The sequence below is a fragment of the Nocardioides deserti genome (genome assembly GCF_014266025.1).
GTDB classification, from domain to species: domain Bacteria; phylum Actinomycetota; class Actinomycetes; order Propionibacteriales; family Nocardioidaceae; genus Nocardioides; species Nocardioides deserti.
The window spans coordinates 434,351-451,573 of sequence record NZ_JACMYC010000003.1; the positions used below are offsets into that span (position 1 = coordinate 434,351).

Below are 17,223 nucleotides of genomic sequence, written 5' to 3' on the forward strand. Positions count from 1 at the left end.
CCTCGACGCCGGCCCGGTCAGCGCAGGTGGACCGCGACCAGCGCGACGTCGTCCTCGCGCCGCGGCGGGAGCATCCGGCGCAGCAGCTCGTCGCAGAACGTCTCCAGGTCGCGCTCCTCGCGCACCAGGGCGGCGAGCCGCTCGGCGAGCAGGGCGAGCCCGACGTCGATCGACTGGTCGCGCCGCTCGACGAGCCCGTCGGTGTAGAGCAGGACCGTCGAGCCGCGGCGCAGCGCTACCACCGACTCGGTCCGGTCGGTGTCCGGCTGCAGCCCCAGCAGGAGCCCCGCCTGGTCCTCGGCCAGGAAGTGCACCTGCCCGGTCTCGTCGATGACCACCGGCGGCGGGTGCCCGGCGTTGGACCAGCGCACCCGCGTGGTGGCGGCGTCGTCGCCCGGCTCGAAGCGCACGATCGCGGCGGTCGCCGTCGTCGCCAGGTCGAGCACCTCGATCGCCTCGTCGACGCCGTGGAGGACGGCGGCCGGCCCGTCGCCGGTGTGCACGGCGATGCCGCGCAGCAGGCTGCGGATCTGTCCCATCGCCGCGGCCGCGTCGACGTCGTGGCCGACGACGTCACCGATGACGACCACGGTCGAGCCGTCGCGCTGGTGGAACGCGTCGTACCAGTCGCCGCCGACCTGCGCGGCCTGCGCCGCGGCCTCGTAGCGCACGACCAGCTCGAGCGTCTCCGACGGCGGCGGGTCGGTCATCATGCTGCGCTGCAGCGTGGCCGCGAGGTCCCGCTGCTCGGCGTAGAGGCGGGCGTTGTCGACGTGGACGCCGGCGCGCGCCGCGACCTCACCGACCAGCGCGAGGTCCTCCTCGTCGAACGTCGCCCGGCCGGCGTCGCGGAAGAGCGTGACCAGCCCGACCGTGCGGTCGCGGCCGTGCAGCGGGACGATCACCGCCGAGCCCGGACCGAGCCCCTGGACCAGCTCGCGCGCCGGACCGGGCACGAGGACGCGCTCGATGGCCTCCGTCGCGCCCGAGGAGATGAGCAGCGGGACCTCCGACGACAGCGCACGCGCCACGAACGAGGCGTCGGTCAGCGAGGAGACGCGGAGCTCGGCGTACCGGTCGAGGTCGGGACGGCGGGCGGGGTCGACGTGCCACCACCCGACGTCGCGCAGCCGCTCGCGCCAGTCCGTGCGCGCCGACTCGGAGACCAGGGTGACCACGCACCAGTCGGCGACCTCGGGCACCAGCACCTGCGCCAGCCGGCCGACCCCGACCTCGGGGTCCAGGGTGCCGGTGAGGGCCTCGGAGACCGCCGCCAGCATCGCGGTGCGCCTGCTGTCGCGGGCGAGCAGCACCTGGGCGGCGTGCCGGTCGGTGACGTCGTTGAAGTAGACCGAGAGCCCGTCCGGCGTGGGCCAGGCGCGGACCTCGTACCAGGCGTCGAGCGGCGGCGGGTAGTAGGCGTCGAAGGTGACGGGCTCCCCGCTGGTGGCCGCGTCGCGGTAGTGCCGCTCGAAGTCGCTGCCCACCGCGGCCGGGAACAGCTCCCAGATCACGCCGCCGGCGAGCTGGCGGGTGACCCCGCCGAGGAGCTCGTGCGCAACCCGGTTGGCGTAGGTGAACCGCCACTCGCGGTCGAGGTGGAAGAACGCCGTCGGCATGGCCTCGAGCACCCGCTGCACCCGCGCCTCGCCGTCCTGCACGGCGGTGTTGTCGAACGCCGCCCCGAGCACGCGCTCGGCGCGGCCGTCCGGTCCGGCCAGCGCCCGGCCGCGCGCGACCACCCAGCAGGTCGTCCCGTCGGGGCGCAGCACGCGGTACTCCGCGGCGTACTCACCGCACCTCTCGACCGCGATCCGCAGCGCCTCCGTGACGCGCGGCCGGTCCTCGGGGTGGACCAGGGCGTGGAAAGCCTCGATCGTGGCGCCGAAGTGGTCGCGCCGGACGCCGAACAGCTCGAGCAGCCGGTCGTCCCACCGCAGCTCGCCGGTCACCAGGTCCCAGTCGAACGCGCCGATGCCCGCGGCCGAGACGGCCAGCTCCCAGCGCACCCGCTCGGCGACCTCGTCGACGGCAGGTGTCGGTGCACCGCCGGTCGCGTCCGACCGCATCTGCACCTGGTGGCTCCTGCCCTCGTCGAGACCCGATGATCCCACGAGGCACTGCAGCACCGCGCGCGAACCCCGGAAGTCGTCTGTCCCGGCCGCCCCCGGGGTACCTCGCCGACCTGACCCCGTCGACAGGAGCTGAGACGTGCGAGCGATGGTCTACCGCGGCCCGTACCGGGTGCGCGTGGAGGAGAAGCCCGACCCCCGCATCGAGCACCCCAACGACGCGATCGTGCGCGTCACCCGAGCGGCGATCTGCGGCTCGGACCTGCACCTCTACCACGGGATGATGCCGGACACCCGGGTCGGCCACACCTTCGGCCACGAGTTCATCGGCATCGTCGAGGAGGTCGGCTCGTCGGTGCAGAACCTGCAGGTCGGCGACAAGGTCATGGTGCCGTTCAACATCTTCTGCGGGTCCTGCTTCTACTGCGCCCGCGGGCTCTACTCGAACTGCCACAACGTCAACGCCAACGCCACGGCCGTGGGTGCGATCTACGGCTACTCCCACACCACGGGCGGGTACGACGGCGGGCAGGCCGAACTGGTCCGGGTGCCGTTCGCCGACGTCGGCCCGTCGATCATCCCCGACTGGCTCGACGACGAGGACGCGCTGCTGATGACCGACGCGCTGGCGACCGCCTACTTCGGCGCCCAGCTCGCCGAGATCAGCGAGGGTGACACCGTCGCCGTGCTCGGCGCCGGTCCGATCGGCCTGTACGCCGCGCGGAGCGCGTGGCTGATGGGTGCGGGTCGGGTGGTGGTCATCGACCAGCTGCCGGAGCGGCTGGAGAAGGCACGCACGTTCGCGCACGCCGAGACGATCAACTTCAACGAGGTCGACGACGTCGTCCTGGAGATGAAGAAGCAGACCGACCACCTCGGCTTCGACGCGGTCATCGACGCGGTCGGCGCCGAGGCCGACGGCAACATGACCCAGCACCTCACCTCGGCGCGGTTCAAGCTCCAGGGCGGGTCGCCGATCGCGCTGAACTGGGCGATCGACGGCGCGCGCAAGGGCGGCGTGGTCTCGGTGATGGGCGCCTACGGCCCGATCTTCAGCTCGGTGAAGTTCGGCGACGCGCTCAACAAGGGGCTCACGCTGCGGATGAACCAGTGCCCGGTCAAGCGGCAGTGGCCGCGGCTGCTCGAGCACATCAGGAGCGGCTACTTCAAGCCCAGCGACATCGTCACGCACCGCATCCCGCTCGAGCACATCGGCGAGGCCTACCACCTGTTCTCGGCCAAGCTCGACGGCTGCATCAAGCCGGTCATCATCCCGGAAGCGAGCTGAAGGAGGCCCCGGTATGGACACCCCGATGGAGCGCACCGGCCACCCGCCCGTCTACACCCACCGCAAGCCGCCGCTGCCGGAGACGCCCGAGCAGCTGCGCGCGCGGATCCCCGGCTGGGGAGCCGACCTCGACCCGGCCGACCGGCCGTCGTATCCCCGCGAGATCGCCGCGGAGACCGGCGCGCACTGGGACCTGCCCGAGCCGCAGCCCGAGCACGGCGAGCGCGAGCGGTCGATGGAGCACGGCATGCTCACCCCGGTCTTCGGCACCGCCCAGCCCCTGCACGGGCTGTCCGGCGTGGTCCGGCGCTACGCCTACCGACGGCACAGCGAGGGCAAGGCGGCGCACTGGCTGCTGCTGATGGCCGCCGACCGGGTCGACGTCGCCGAGCACGTGCTGCGCTCCTTCGTCACGCTGCGCCCGGACAACCCGATCACCGAGACCGGCATCGCCGCGGAGCTCGAGCACGGAGCGTCCCGCTTCGGGCAGGGGCGCACCGACATCCGGCACCAGGCGATCGACCCCGTCGTCAACGGCGCGCCGTGGGTGGCCGGCGCGCTCGCCGCCGCCTGGGCGGTGCGCCGCGTGGCGCGCCGGGCGGGCTGACCGGCACGGCGCCGACGGGGGCCGGCCTCAGCGGACCGTCGTCGCCTTGAGCCGGAAGATCCGCTGGTCGTCGAGCGGCAGCCCGCGGCACGCGAACGAGGTGGCCTGCCAGCAGCGGTAGCGACTGCTGGTGTTCGCCAGCGTCACCTCCACCCACTCGCTCGCCCCGAACGGCACCCGCAGCGTCCCGTCGCCGTCGCGGTCGGTGCGCACCAGCCGGCTGGTCACCCTCCCGCCGCGCGGTTTGGAGGTGACGACGGCGGCGCCACCGCGCACCAGCGACGGCAGGTCGAGCTCCAGGCGGACGTCCCACGCCCGACCGAGGCCGCGCTTGGGCTCGAGGCGCACGGTGCCCGCGGCGAGGTGGTCGAGCCGCAGGGTCCCCCACCCGGTCGACGCGCGGGCGCCAAGCACCGCCCGGTCGGCCAGCGGCGCGTTCGGGTAGCGGTTGGGCCGTCCCTCGGCGTACGTCGTGCGGGCCCGGCGGTTCTCGGCGGCGAACCGCGCGAACGCCGCGCGCATGCTCGTTCCCCGCTTGCGCAGCACGCGGTCCACGGCCTGCACCGACCAGCGGTTCGCGGCGCCGCGGCGGCTGTCGGCCTGGCGCCACACGTCCCGGACGAACGTCGGCAGCCCGCCCTTGGCCTGCGGGAAGCGCTCGGTCAGGTGGCGGAAGAAGATCCAGCCGCCGTAGCGCGCCAGGCTGCCGGACTCGTCGAGGGAGGCGCGCGGCTGGGCGAGCGGGGACTGGAGGAGGTACTGCAGGTTGTCGTCGATCCCGGGGAAGACCTCGTCCTCGACCCAGGCGGCGGTGGACTCCAGCAGCCAGGTGTCCTCGCCGGCGTCGTAGGCGTACTGCACCGCGTGGAAGTACTCGTGCGCGGCGGTCACCCGGAGGTTGTCGAGCGGGGTGTTCTGCGAGTACTGGCTGGACGCGTAGTCGTTGTCCAGCACGCAGTAGGCCCACAACGTCGGCGAGGAGCCGACCAGCAGGTCCTCGTCGCTCGTGCAGTAGCCGTAGAGCCCCTGGTTGCCGATGTCGGCGAGGTAGACGTCGGTCCGCTTGTCGCCGCCGAGTGAGCCGTCGCCCTTGGGCGGGCGGTAGCCGGCCTTGACGTAGGTGCGGTGCACCTTGGTGAGGATCTTCAGCGCGCGCTCGGCGTAGTCCGGCACCCCGTCGCGGTCGTCGTCCGCGCTGGGCGGTGCGTGGCGGCCGCTGGTGGCCCAGTGCACGCACACCGCGGTGCACTTCCGCGCCGACCCGACGAAGAGCCCGTAGCCCTCCGGGTCCAGCGGGCCGTCGGTGGGCCGCGCGAGGATCCGGTCGGCCGCGGCGCGCTCCTCGCCGACCAGGCTCGACCGGGTCAGCGCGAGGTCCCGCAGGGCCATGGTCGCCTCGCGTCCGTCGCCGGCGAGCGCGCCGCGGGCGGCGGTCAACGCGGCCTTCGCGGTCTGCACCGCGCGGGACGGCGGAGCGGCCTGGGTGCCCTCGCCGGCCCCGGCCGGGACGAGCCCCACGCCGGTCAGCCCCAGGACGAGCGCAAGGACGAGCGCGAGCAGGACGGCGAGCCGGGCGGGGAGTCGAGCAGGCACGGGACCTCCGGAGTCGGTCGGGCGTCACCGGTGTGCCCGAGCGTCGTTGAGCCTGCCACAGCGACGCTGCCCGAGGAGGCCGGATGAGCACACCGCAGGACGACGGATCAGACCTGTTGGCCTCCACCGTGACCTGCGGGGTGGTGCTGTCGTTGATCGTGCTCCTCCAGGTGCTGCTGCACGGCTGACCTACTCCTGCGCGGCGTCCTCGACCAGCTCGAAGGCCACCCGGCGGCTGGCCACGTCGGCGGTCACGAGCCGGACCCGCACGTCGGTCCCGAGCGGCAGGTCGGAGGTCGCGGTCACCCGCGCCTCGACGGCCACCGCGTCGACCGTGACGTCACCCGTGCGGGGGTCGTCGTCGTCCACGTCGACCACCACGCCGGCGAAGACCTCGCCCACCCGCGGCGCAAGCACGCCGGCCTCGACCAGGTCGACGACCGCGCGCTGGTAGCGGCCGGCCCGCTGCCCCGACGTCTGCAGGACGGCCGGCAGCTCGGGCAGTCGCTCGCGGACCCACCCGGGCACCTCGGTGCCGGCGCACAGCGCGAGGCAGACCTCGCCGGCGTACCGGTCGCCGAGCCGCCGCAGGGGCGCGGTGACGTGGGCGTACTCCGCGGCGAGCGCCGCGTGCAGCGGCTGGGCGGGCACCTCGCCGTCGAACGCGGCGTACCCGCTCCCGCGCAGCAGGCGGGTGCACGCCACCACCATCGCGGCGTGGCGCGGCTGCTCGGGGTCGAGGGAGCGGATGAAGTCGGGGTAGAGCTGCTCGGCCGGCCACTCGATGCCGAGCGCGCGCGCCGTGCGGTGCAGGCGCTGCACGTCGCGCGGGTCCGGCGGCGGCAGCGTCCGCAGCAGCCCGACCCGGGCGTAGACCATGAGCGAGGCGGCGGCCATGCCGGTCAGCAGCGAGATCTGGGCGTTCCACTCCTCGACCGGCAGCTGGCGGCGCAGCTCGAGGCGCCAGTGGTCGCCGTCGATGTCGATCTCCTGCTCGGGCAGGGGCAGCGAGACGCCCCCGCGCGCGGCCTCGCGAGCCATGCGCAGGCGGCCGACCTCCGAGAGCAGCACGAGCACCTCGTCGGCGGTGCCGTCGTCGATCGCGGCCTGCGCCTCGGCGTACGTCAGCCGGCGGCGCGAGCGCACCAGCGCGCGCTCGACGTGGACGTCGGTGCCCTCGCCGTCGGCGTCCACGCGGATCGTCCACAGCAGCGCGGGGCGCACCTGGTCGGGCAGCAGCGAGCCGGCGTCCTCGGAGATGACCTTCGGGTGCAGCGGGATCTTGGAGTCGGCGCCGTAGAGCGTCTCCCCGCGCCGCCGGGACTCCTCGTCGACCGGGTCGCCGGGGGTGATGAACGCGTGGACGTCGGCGATCGCGTAGTGGACGACGTAGCCGTCGGCTGCTCCCCGGTCGGCCGCCCGCTCGATGTGCAGCGCCTGGTCGAGGTCCATCGAGCCCTCGGGGTCGATGGTGACGAACGGCAGGTCCGTGCGGTCCAGGTCGGGCAGGCGGGGCGCGGCCGCGGCGCGGGCCGCGGCCTCCTCGACCTCCGGTGGGAAGTCCGGGGTGACGCCGAGCTCCTCGCGGACGGCCTCGATGCCCTCGCGGAGGAGGGTCGCGGCCACCCCGTCCTGCGTCGTGCGGACCCGGACCACGCGGTTGCTCGGCATGCTCGTACCTTAGGCCGGTGCTGATCCTGCTCCCGCCGAGCGAGGGCAAGACCGCCCCGCGCCGAGGCGCGCCGCTCGACCTCGCCGCCCTCTCCTCCCCCGTGCTCACCGAGGCGCGGGAGCGGGTCCTCGACGCGCTGGTAGCGCTGTGCTCCGGCAACGCGGCGGAGGCCGCGACCGTGCTCGACCTCGGGCCCTCCCAGCTCGACCTGGTCGAGCGCAACGCGCTGCTGCGCGACGCTGCGACCGCGCGGGCCGACAAGGTCTACTCCGGCGTCGTGTACGACGCGCTGGGTGCGGCGACGCTCAGCCCCGCGGCCAAGCGGCGCGCCGCCTCGCGGGTCGCGGTGGTCTCCAGCCTCTTCGGCCTGGTGCGCCTCGGTGACCGGATCCCGGCCTACCGCCTCTCCGGCGACGCCACCCTGCCCGGCCTCGGCGCGGTCGCCGGCGTGTGGCGCGAGGCGCTCGGCCCGGCCGTCGTCGACGCGCTCGGGCGCGGGCTCCTGGTCGACCTGCGCAGCAGCACGTACGTCGCGTTCTGGCGCCCCGACCGCGAGCTCGCCGCTCGCACCGCGACCGTCCGGGTGCTGCACGAGGTCGATGGGAGGCGGAAGGTCGTCAGCCACTTCAACAAGGCGACCAAGGGCCGCATCGTCCGCGCGCTCATGGAGGACGGCCGCGACCCGCGCACCCCCGTCGCGCTCGCCGAGGTGCTGCGCGACCTCGGCTGGACCGTCGAGGTCGGCGAGCCGACCGCCAAGGGCACCCAGCTCGACGTGGTGGTCAGCGAGCTGTAGCCGGCTACCAGCGCCCGAGGTCGGCGACCACGCCGCTGCCCGGCGGCAGCGCGTTGAACAGGCGCATCGAGCCGCGCCGGCCCGTCTTCCCGCCCTCCGCGTCGGCGGCGGGGAAGAACGACAGCACCGTGACCGACGCCGGCGTGAGCTCCATCCGGAAGACCGCGTCCAGCGGCGCGTCGACTGCGTGCGCGACCAGCGTCTTGATCGGCGTCACGTGGCTGACCACGACGACCGTGCGGCCCTCGTGCTCGGCCAGCACCCGCTCGAGCCCGGCGAGCACCCGCTCCTCGACCGTGCGGAACGACTCGCCGCCGCCCGCGGGCACGTCCAGCGACCCGAGCCACGCGTCGAGACCGGCCTGGTCCCGCTCGGCGACCTCGCCGAAGGTCAGCCCGTCCCACGCGCCGAACTCCATCTCCGCGAAGCCCGGCTCCTCCAGCAGCGGGCGACCCAGGACCTCCGCGAGGATCTCCGCCGACTCCCGGGTGCGGCGTACCGGGCTCGCGACGACGGCGTCCACCCGCTCGGCCAGCGGCGCCAACCACTCGGCCGTCGAGCGCACCTGCGCCCGGCCCTCCTCGCTCAGGCCCGGGTTGGCGCTGGCCAGGCCGCCGGAGAAGCGCTTCTCCTTGGTGTGCGCGGTGACCCCGTGGCGCACGAGCACGAGCGTCGTCGGCGCGCCGGTGCCGGCCGACCAGCCGCGCGCCTGCGACTGGATCGACGCCGGCGCGTCGCCCGCGGCCGCGGCCTCGGGGCTCTCGAGCTCCTCGATGAGGGAGTCCTCGTCGAGGACCTCGCGGTCGGTCTCGACCGCGCCGGCGACGGTGACGCCGGAGCGAAGCCCGTCCAGCGCCTCGTTGGCGAGCCGGTCGGCGTGGCCGTTCTGCGCGCGCGGCACCCAGGTGTACGTCGTGCCGGCCGGCGCGAGCTGCTTCGCCTCGGCCGCCAGCGGCTGCATGTCGGGGTGCTTGATCTTCCAGCGGCCCGACATCTGCTCGACGACGAGCTTGGAGTCCATCCGCACCTCGACGCGCGCGCCGGGCGCGTGCTCGACGGCGAGCCGGAGGCCGGCGATGAGACCGGAGTACTCCGCGACGTTGTTGGTGGCCCGGCCGATCGCCGTGCCGTCCTCGGCGATCACGGCGCCGGTGTCGGCGTCCTTGAGGACCGCGCCGTACGCCGCCGGGCCGGGATTGCCGCGGGAGCCGCCGTCGGCCTCGACGACGACCGAGCGGCTCGTCACAGCCCGGACTCGGCCGTGCGGACGAGGATCCGCGAGCACTCCTCGCAGCGCACGACCTGGTCGGCCGGCGTCCGCGCGATGACGGCGAGCTCGGCGTTGTCGAGCGTGAGCCGGCAGCCGCCGCACTGACGGGCGCGCAGCTCGGCGGCGCCGATGCCGCCCTTGGCCGCGCGGAGCTTGTCGTAGAGCGCGAGCAGGTCGGCGGGCAGCCCGTCGGCCTTCGCGCCGCGGCCGCCCTCGGCGGTCGCCAGCTCGGCGTCGATCTCGGCCCACCGGCGGTCGCGCTCGGCGGCCAGCGCCGCGAGCCGCTCGTCGTGCGCGGCGATCCGCTCCTCGAGGTGGGCGAGCGTCCGCTGCGCCTCCTCGAGCTTCTCCATGACCTCGAGCTCGTCGTCCTCGAGCGAGCCGATCCGGCGGTCGAGGGACTCCAGCTCGCGCTGCATCCGCTCGAGGTCCTTGGGGTTGGTCACCAGGCCCTGGTCGACCCGGTCCCGGTCGCGGGTGCGGCGGGTCCGGACGGCCTCCACGTCGGCGTCGACCTTCGCCTGCTCGACGCTCAGGTCGTCGACCACGATCCGGGCGTCGCGAGCCTCGTCGTCGACCGCCTTCCGGCTGGCCTCGAGCTCGGCGATCTCCGCGAGCTCGGGCAGGTGCGACCGCTGGTGGCGCAGCTGGGCGGCGCGGGCGTCGATCTCCTGCACCTCGAGCAGCGCGAGCTGGGCGGCGGGGTCGGCTTTCAGCGGGGTCTCCTTGTTCAGATGGTCAGACGCGGAACGACCACGGGTCGGTGCTCGTGGTGCTCACGCGGGTGGCCACCGTACCGCCCAGCGCCTCCAGGAGCCGCCTCTCCAGCACCGGCAGCCAGGTCCACTCCGCCGCCCAGTGGGCCACGTCGACGAGCGCCGGCCCGCCGTGCTCCAGGAACTCGGCCGCGGGGTGGTGACGCAGGTCGCTGGTCACGTACACGTCGACGTCGCTGCCCCGGACCCGGTCGAGCAGGAAGTCGCCGGCCCCGCCGCAGAGCGCCACGCGGCGTACCTCCCGGTCGGGGTCGCCGCCGACCCGCACCCCGTGCGCGGTCGCCGGCAGCGCGTCGCGGACCCGCTCGGCGAACGCCCGCAGCGTCGTCGGCTCCACCTCGCCGACCCGCCCCGTTCCCGTGGTCGCGATGCCGGGGTCGGCGAGCTCGACGACGTCGTACGCCGGCTCCTCGTAGGGGTGGATCGCGAGCAGCGCGCGGACCACGGCCGTGCGCCGCCGGCGCGGCAGCACCACCTGGATGCTCACCTCGTCGACCACCTCGGGCCTGCCGACCTCGCCGATCGTCGGGTCGGCACCGGGCAACGGCCGGAAGCGACCCTCCCCCGCAGCCGTGAACGACGCCGCCTCGTAGTCACCGAGCCGGCCGGCGCCCGCGTCGGCCAGCGCCCCACGGACGGCCTCCGCGCTGTCCGCGGGCGCGAACACGGTCAGCTTGTCCAGCGGCTCGGCGGGCGCCGGGACGAGCGGCTGCAGGTCGGTGAGTCCCAGCGCCAGCGCCATCGACTCCGAGACCCCGCCGACGGCCTGGTCGGCGTTGGTGTGCGCGGCCAGCAGGGCACAACCGGCCCGGGTCAGCGTCGTCAGCGTGCGGCCCTTCGGCGTCGCCGTCGTGAACCCGTGGACCGGCTTGAGGAAGAGCGGGTGGTGGGTCACCAGCAGGTCCGCGCCCCACTCGGCCGCCTCGCGCGCGACGACCTCGGTCGGGTCCACGGCCAGCAGCACCTTGGCGACCGGCTGGTCGAGGTCGCCGGCCACCAGGCCGACGGCGTCCCAGCCGTCCGCGGTGTGCGGGGGGTACCACGCGTGCAGCAGGTCGACGACGTCCTTGAGGGCAGGCACCGCGTCAGGCTAGCGCCGCACCTCCCTAGGCTCGGGCCCATGCCCGTCGTGAAGATCAACGCCATCTCCGTCCCGCCGCAGGCCGGCCCCGAGCTCGAGAAGCGGTTCGCCGCCCGCGCCGGCACCGTCGAGGGCACGCCCGGCTTCCTCGGCTTCCAGCTCCTGCGCCCCGTCGCCGGCGAGGACCGCTACTTCGTGGTCACCCAGTGGGAGGACGACGCCTCCTTCGAGGCCTGGCGCGACGGCGACGCCCGCGCCGCCCACGCCGGCGCGCCCGCCGGCGGCCCCGTCTCCACTGGCGCCTCGCTCCTCGAGTTCGAGGTCGTCCTCGACGTCCGCGGCTAGCTCCGCGTGCCTGGGTTGAGGAGGCCGGCCACGGCCGTCTCGAACCCGCTGGACCAATCCACAACGGGCGCGGCGGGACCTCCCACTCGAACACCTGTTCGAGTGGGAGGTGGCCATGACGCTGGCCCATCTCGCGACACCCGAGACCCCGCTGGACGACCCAGCGGACGTCCTCGCGGCCGCGCGGGTCAGCCAGCGAGAGGCCGACGCCGCCGAGGTCCGCGTCCTCCAGGCTGCGGTCGAGTGGTGCGCGCTGCACCCTACGGAGTCCTTGGCGGAATCGGCGTCCTGGGCCACGATGCAGGGCTTCGGCGACCAGCCCGTCGGCCTCGCCGGCGACGGCGCGCCCCTGGTGACCGAGTTCGCGGTCGTCGAGCTCGCCGCGGCACTCGGCAAATCTCTCGACGCCGGCCGCGCGTACCTGTCCGAGGCGCTCGAGCTGCGCTACCGGCTCCCCAAGGTCTGGGCGAAGGTCACCGGCGGCGACCTCCCCGCCTGGAAAGCCCGGACGATCGCCCGCAAGACCCTCCCGCTCCCGTGCCGAGCGCATCCGGTTCGAACGCACCGAAGCGCGCCACGTGACCGTGCAGACCCGGCAGGTGTCCTTCGACGGCCACGTCGACGTCTGGGCCACCCTCGACTCGCCGACGCGCTCGACCTCGAGGACGCAATCGCGAAGGGCGCGGACCGGTTGGAAGCGCTTGGCTCCCGTGAGGCCGAGGGATCCCGCCGGGCGACCGCGCTCGGTGACATGGCCCGCCGGCAGCTGGTCCTGGAGTTCGACACCGACCCCAAGCCGATGGTCGTCCACGTCCACCAGCACCCCGACCCCCACACCGGCGAACCCGTCCTCGACCAGGTCGTCCGCGTCGAGAACGTCCGCGGGTTCGCCCTCACCGGTCAGCTCGCCGAGTGGTGCACCCGCGCCGCCACCAACACCAACGGCAGGATCACTGTCAAGCCGGTCATCGACCTGACCGAACGGATCCACGTCGAGGCCTACGAAGTCCCCGACCGCCTCTCCGAGCAGACCCGGCTCCGCGACCACCACTGCGTCTTCCCCTGGTGCACCCGCCCCGCCACCGCCACCTCGAAGGTCGACGACGACCACGCCACGCCCTACCGCAACGGCGGGCCGACAGCCACCGAGAACATCGGCCCCCTCTGCCGACGCCACCACCGCGCCAAGACCCACGGCGGCTGGCGCCACTCCTCACCCAGCTCCGGCAGCTACCACTGGACCAGCCCCTCCGGCGTCACCTACACCGTCGACCACCACGGCACCCACGACCACGACACCGACCCACCCGAGCACTAGCCACCCCGCCCCACACCCCGCCGAAGCACCCAGCCGGCGGGGCACAGGCACGTCCGGACGAGCTGCGCCCGGGCCCAGCTCGGACCCACGGCGGAACCAACCTCCGCGCCGCGCCGTCGTACTGCCGGTCCACCCCCAGACCGAGCGGAGCGCCCCGTGCAGCACCGAGCGTCACCTGCCTGGCCGCCGCAGTCCTCGCAGCCGTCGGGGCTTGCAGCACTCCGCGGGCGGTCCAGCCTGAGGAGCCCGACAGCCGGGCGGCACAAGACCCGACCGGGACGACCGCCGAAGCCGCCGACCTGCCGGCGCGGCCGAGCGCGCACCCGGTCCCTGCGCGCCCGAGCGTGCGCACCTTCCTGAACGAGGACGACATCGGTCCGCGGGAACGAGCCACGCCAACCAGACAAACGCGCCGGGCGTCATAGTCGTGACGACGGCACCGACGACAGGCGGCTGAACCGGTGAGAGCGACCAACCTGACGGCCTGGTGCGCCGGGCTGCTGCTGGTCGCGACGGGTTGCTCCGCGGGACCACCTGCAGAGCCCGATGCGCGACCGACATCCCAGCAGGCCGAGACGTCCCCTACGCCGACGCACGTGCCGCCACAGCGCCTGGCGTCCGTGCCCGACGACCAGCGGCAACGGCTCGAGCCCACGGCTGCGATGGTCGGAGCCAGCATCGAGATCGACCTCCTGGACGCCACGCGAGCCCCGACGGTCGACGAGGCGCCGGTCGGGAGAGGGATGCTGCTCGTCCAGCTCAGCCTCTTCTCGACCGACCCGGGCTACGACGCCATCCGCCCCGGCGAGCCCTACCTGATGACGCAGGCCGGCGGCTGGCGCCGGTTCGACCTCCAGCGGTACGGGTTCGGGTCGAGGACGTACGGCGAGCTGTCGACCGCGCTCTCCCACGACGGACGGAGGGTGGCCCTCGCCGACCCGTCCGGTCTCGCGGTGGTCGACCTCCGCGACGGCACCTTCCGGAGGTTCGACCTGCCCGTCCACCACGCCGTCGCGCTGCAGTGGACCGCCGATCGGTCGGTGCTCCTCCTCAAGGACCGGCACAGCGGCAGGCGGCCCTGCGGGCCGAAGGGCTGCGCCCTCGACCTCACCACCGGGGAGCTCACGACGGTCCCCTACGACCTCTTTCGGACCACCCACGACGCCGCCGGGCGGGCGGTCGAGGTGAGAGCCGGGGCGAACACGCGACCGGCGCAGGTCGTGATCCACCAGGAGGAACCAGGCGCCACGACGGTCGACCTCCCCTTCCGGACCTCGCCGTCCACGGCCGGCGGCCCGGTCGCGGCCGAGCACGTTGCGTACAGCCAGTGCCCCCACGCCCGCCGGCCGAGGGACCCCGGCGGGGTCGTCGTGGTCGACCCGGTCTCCGGGGACTTCATCGCCATGCTGGCCAACGAGCAGGGCGAGGGGTGCCTGGGTGCACAGGCGTGGCTCACGGACCGGCACCTGCTCGTCGACCACTGGGAGAGCGGCTCGATCTGGCTGTGGGACATCTCGGGCGGGCGGCCCCGACAGGTGGCGTCCTCGCGGACGACCGGGATCCACGTCGCGGTCGCCCGCGGGCTCGTCGTCGACCGGCTCCGCCGGCACCTCCACAACCGATGACGAGCGAGCCAGCGAGCCAGCCGGAGGTCAGTTGACCTGCCGGCCCTGCCCCTGCCAGTACTCCGCGCGCAGCTTGAACTTCTGCAGCTTGCCGGTGGCGGTGCGGGCGAGCTCACTGCGGAACTCGACCGACGTCGGCGCCTTGTAGCCGGCCGCCTTGTCCTTGCACCAGGCGATCAGCTCGGCCTCGGTGGCGGTGGCCCCCTCGGCGAGGACCACGAGCGCCTTGATCGTCTCGCCCCACTTCTCGCTGGGGACGCCGATGACGGCGACCTCGGCGACGGCGGGGTGGGAGAAGAGCACGTCCTCGACCTCGATCGAGGAGACGTTCTCGCCGCCGGTGATGATCACGTCCTTCTTGCGGTCCGAGATCGTCAGGTAACCGTCGTCGCCGATGGTGCCGCCGTCGCCGGTGTGGAACCAGCCGTCGGCCAGCGCGGTGGCGCTCTCCTCCGGCTGCTCCCAGTAGCCCTCCATGACGACGTTGGAGCGGGCGAGCACCTCGCCCTCCGGCCCGGTCGAGAGGCGTACGCCGAGGGCGGGGGCGCCGGCGCGGACCAGCTTCGCGGCGCGCTCGTCGGAGGTCAGGTCGTCCCACTCGGCCCGGGTGCGGTTGACGGTCAGCAGCGGCGAGGTCTCGGTGAGGCCGTAGATCTGGATGAACTCCCAGCCCAGCTCCTCCTCGACCCGGGCGATGGTGCGGGTCGGCGGCGGGGCGCCGGCGACGATGATCCGCACGCGGTCGCGGCCGGGCACCTTGCCCTCCCACGACGGCAGCGCGTCCAGCACCGCGGCGACCACGGCGGGCGCGGCGCACATGACGGTGACGCCGTGGTCGCGGACCCGGCGCAGGATCTCGGCGCCGTCGATCTTGCGGATCACGACCTGCTCGATGCCCAGGCCGGTGGTGGCGAACGGCATCCCCCACCCGTTGGCGTGGAACATCGGGAGGGTGTGCAGGTAGACGTCGCGGTCGGTCAGCCCGGCGTGCAGGCCGAAGGTCAGCGCGTTGACCCAGATGTTGCGGTGGGTGATCTGCACGCCCTTGGGCCGCGCGGTCGTGCCGGAGGTGTAGTTGATGCACGCGGTCGCGTTCTCGTCCGGCTCCCACGGCTGCGCGGTGGCCCCGGCCGCGGCGTACAGGTCCTCGTCGTGGCCGAGCGTGAACCGGTGCTCGGCCCCGACCCCGCCGAGCGCGTCCTCGAGCTCGGGGTCGACGTAGAGCGCGCGGGCGCCGGAGTGCTCGACGATGTAGCGCACCTCGTCGGGCCGCAGCCGGAAGTTCACCGGCACCAGCACCCGTCCCGACCCGGCGACACCGAAGAACGAGGTCAGCAGGCGTGCGCTGTTGTGGCTGACGACGGCGACCCGCTCCCCCACGCCGATGCCGAGCTCGTCGAGGCGGGCGGCCTGGCGCACGGCCAGCTCCCCCATCTCGCGGTACGTCGGCGAGCCGAGCGACGGCGCCGGCTGCTGCGGTTCGTCGACCACGCCGGTGCGGTCGGGGTAGACCGTGACGGCCCGGTCGATGAAGTCGGAGACGCTGAACGGGACGAGCACGGGACCTCCAGAGCGGACGCGTACGACGTGGCGCAGGCCACTCTAGGCGGGCGCGGCGCAGGCGGCACGGACGGTGGTTGCCCGGAGCGCACGCGGGGCACCGGCGCCGCATGGACACCTCTGACTTCAGCAACCTCAAGCAGGCAGCCGGCCCGTTCGCGACCGCCTTCGTGGACGTCAGCCGGGCCACCGAGAACGGCGAGCACGAGCACGAGCTGCGCGTGCGAGCAGCCGCGGACCAGCTGCGCGAGCAGGGCGCCGACGACGCCGTCGTCGAGGCGGTGACGCGCGTGCTCGCCGAGCCGGTCGACCAGCCGGCCCCGGTCGGTCGGCTCGTGGTCGCCAACGCCGACGGCGTGGTGCTCGAGGAGGTCGCGTCGGTCCAGGTCGACCAGGCGGTGGCGACGTGGGGCCCGCTGCCCGACCTCGCCCGGTGGGTCGAGCACCGCGACGGCACCGTGTCGTTCGTGCTCGCGATCGTCGACCACACCGGCGGCGACGTCGCGGTCCACGTCTCCGACGTGCCGACCGCGCTCGAGGAGCAGAGCATCGAGGTCGACGACCAGCGCGCCGACGACATCAACAAGGTCTCGGTCGGCGGCTGGGCGCAGAAGCACTACGAGCTGCGCGCCGAGAACGCCTGGCGCGACAGCGCCGAGGAGGTCGTCGACGCGGTCACCTCCCACGTCCGCGCCGGCCACCGGCTGGTCCTGCTCGCCGGGGACCCGCAGTCCAAGGGCCTGGTCAAGGACCGGCTCGAGGGCACCCCAGCGGAGGTCGTCGAGCTCAGCAGCGGGCAGCGCGCCGAGGACGGCGGCGACGAGGCGATGCAGCAGGCGATCCGCGACGCGCTCATGGAGCAGGTCGTCCAGCGCCGCCTCGGCGCGGTGCACGAGCTCCAAGAGCGACTCGGCCGCGGCGAGTCCGTCGCCAGCGGCATCGACGACGTGGCGGACGCCTTCGTCCGCGGCCAGGTCGACACCCTCCTCCTCGACCCGACCAAGGCCGCCGAGACCGAGCTCGACCCGTCGAAGTACGAGGGGCTGAACCTCGGCGACGGCGTCCCGCAGCAGCCGCTGCGCGCCGACCAGGCCCTCGTGGCCGCCGCGGTGCTCACCGACGCCTCGGTGACGGTCGCGCCGTACCAGGCGATGGGCGGCGAGCCCGTCGCCGCGCTGCTGCGCTGGGACCAGCCCACCCCCGGCAGCCAGGACGCCTGA

At 74.2% G+C, this 17,223-nt stretch carries 14 protein-coding genes; 7 read left to right on the top strand and 7 right to left on the bottom strand.

What is annotated here, in order from left to right; translation table 11 throughout:
* Positions 1-17 precede the first annotated feature (17 nt).
* Positions 18-2,069 carry a SpoIIE family protein phosphatase gene (locus H7344_RS07635; protein ID WP_186345482.1) on the bottom strand — a complete coding sequence of 684 codons (2,052 nt, stop codon included), beginning with the start codon at positions 2,067-2,069 and terminating at the stop codon, positions 18-20.
* A 151-nt stretch (positions 2,070-2,220) separates the two neighbouring features.
* Between H7344_RS07635 and H7344_RS07640 the strand changes: the two genes are divergently transcribed.
* Both H7344_RS07640 and H7344_RS07645 read left to right on the top strand, forming a co-directional pair.
* A complete protein-coding gene (locus tag H7344_RS07640; protein WP_222130409.1) occupies positions 2,221-3,360 on the top strand; it encodes a zinc-dependent alcohol dehydrogenase in 1,140 nt (379 codons plus the stop codon).
* A gap of 13 nt (positions 3,361-3,373) precedes the next feature.
* On the top strand, positions 3,374-3,967 hold the full coding sequence (locus H7344_RS07645) for a hypothetical protein (protein ID WP_229707056.1): 594 nt from the start codon (positions 3,374-3,376) through the stop codon (positions 3,965-3,967).
* 27 nt (positions 3,968-3,994) lie between these two features.
* On the opposite strand, the gene H7344_RS07650 is transcribed toward H7344_RS07645, so the two are convergent.
* Complete coding sequence (locus tag H7344_RS07650) at positions 3,995-5,560, bottom strand: MXAN_6640 family putative metalloprotease (protein ID WP_186345405.1); 1,566 nt, start codon at positions 5,558-5,560, stop codon at positions 3,995-3,997.
* A gap of 189 nt (positions 5,561-5,749) precedes the next feature.
* Positions 5,750-7,231: an RNB domain-containing ribonuclease gene (locus H7344_RS07655; RefSeq protein WP_186345406.1), complete on the bottom strand. Its 1,482-nt coding sequence runs from the start codon at positions 7,229-7,231 to the stop codon at positions 5,750-5,752.
* 17 nt (positions 7,232-7,248) lie between these two features.
* Between H7344_RS07655 and yaaA the strand changes: the two genes are divergently transcribed.
* Positions 7,249-8,028, top strand: coding sequence for a peroxide stress protein YaaA (yaaA, locus tag H7344_RS07660; protein WP_186345407.1), 780 nt, complete (start codon positions 7,249-7,251; stop codon positions 8,026-8,028).
* 4 nt (positions 8,029-8,032) lie between these two features.
* Here the strand turns inward: yaaA and H7344_RS07665 are convergent, their stop codons facing one another.
* The 3 genes from H7344_RS07665 to H7344_RS07675 all read right to left on the bottom strand — a co-directional run bounded on the left by H7344_RS07665 (position 8,033) and on the right by H7344_RS07675 (position 11,155).
* The gene (locus H7344_RS07665) at positions 8,033-9,274 is read right to left on the bottom strand and encodes a bifunctional RNase H/acid phosphatase (protein WP_186345408.1); all 1,242 of its coding nucleotides are present in this window, start codon (positions 9,272-9,274) and stop codon (positions 8,033-8,035) included.
* Positions 9,271-9,975: a zinc ribbon domain-containing protein gene (locus H7344_RS07670; RefSeq protein WP_229707055.1), complete on the bottom strand. Its 705-nt coding sequence runs from the start codon at positions 9,973-9,975 to the stop codon at positions 9,271-9,273. Before H7344_RS07670 ends, H7344_RS07665 begins: the two co-directional genes overlap by 4 nt.
* 61 nt (positions 9,976-10,036) lie before the next feature.
* The gene (locus H7344_RS07675) at positions 10,037-11,155 is read right to left on the bottom strand and encodes a Nif3-like dinuclear metal center hexameric protein (RefSeq protein WP_186345409.1); all 1,119 of its coding nucleotides are present in this window, start codon (positions 11,153-11,155) and stop codon (positions 10,037-10,039) included.
* A 39-nt stretch (positions 11,156-11,194) separates the two neighbouring features.
* On the opposite strand from H7344_RS07675, the gene H7344_RS07680 reads away from it, so the two are divergent.
* The 3 genes from H7344_RS07680 (at position 11,195) to H7344_RS07690 (ending at position 14,443) form a co-directional block, all read left to right on the top strand.
* Positions 11,195-11,500, top strand: coding sequence for an antibiotic biosynthesis monooxygenase family protein (locus H7344_RS07680; protein ID WP_186345410.1), 306 nt, complete (start codon positions 11,195-11,197; stop codon positions 11,498-11,500).
* 115 nt (positions 11,501-11,615) lie between these two features.
* Positions 11,616-12,818 (top strand): HNH endonuclease signature motif containing protein, encoded by a 1,203-nt coding sequence (locus H7344_RS07685; RefSeq protein WP_186345411.1) that lies wholly within the window; start codon positions 11,616-11,618, stop codon positions 12,816-12,818.
* 596 nt (positions 12,819-13,414) lie between these two features.
* The gene (locus H7344_RS07690) at positions 13,415-14,443 is read left to right on the top strand and encodes a hypothetical protein (protein WP_186345412.1); all 1,029 of its coding nucleotides are present in this window, start codon (positions 13,415-13,417) and stop codon (positions 14,441-14,443) included.
* Positions 14,444-14,470: 27 nt separating this feature from the next.
* Here H7344_RS07690 and H7344_RS07695 read toward each other — a convergent pair whose 3' ends face one another.
* Positions 14,471-16,003, bottom strand: coding sequence for an AMP-binding protein (locus H7344_RS07695; RefSeq protein ID WP_186345413.1), 1,533 nt, complete (start codon positions 16,001-16,003; stop codon positions 14,471-14,473).
* Positions 16,004-16,113: 110 nt separating this feature from the next.
* On the opposite strand from H7344_RS07695, the gene H7344_RS07700 reads away from it, so the two are divergent.
* Positions 16,114-17,223 (top strand): baeRF2 domain-containing protein, encoded by a 1,110-nt coding sequence (locus tag H7344_RS07700; RefSeq protein ID WP_186345414.1) that lies wholly within the window; start codon positions 16,114-16,116, stop codon positions 17,221-17,223.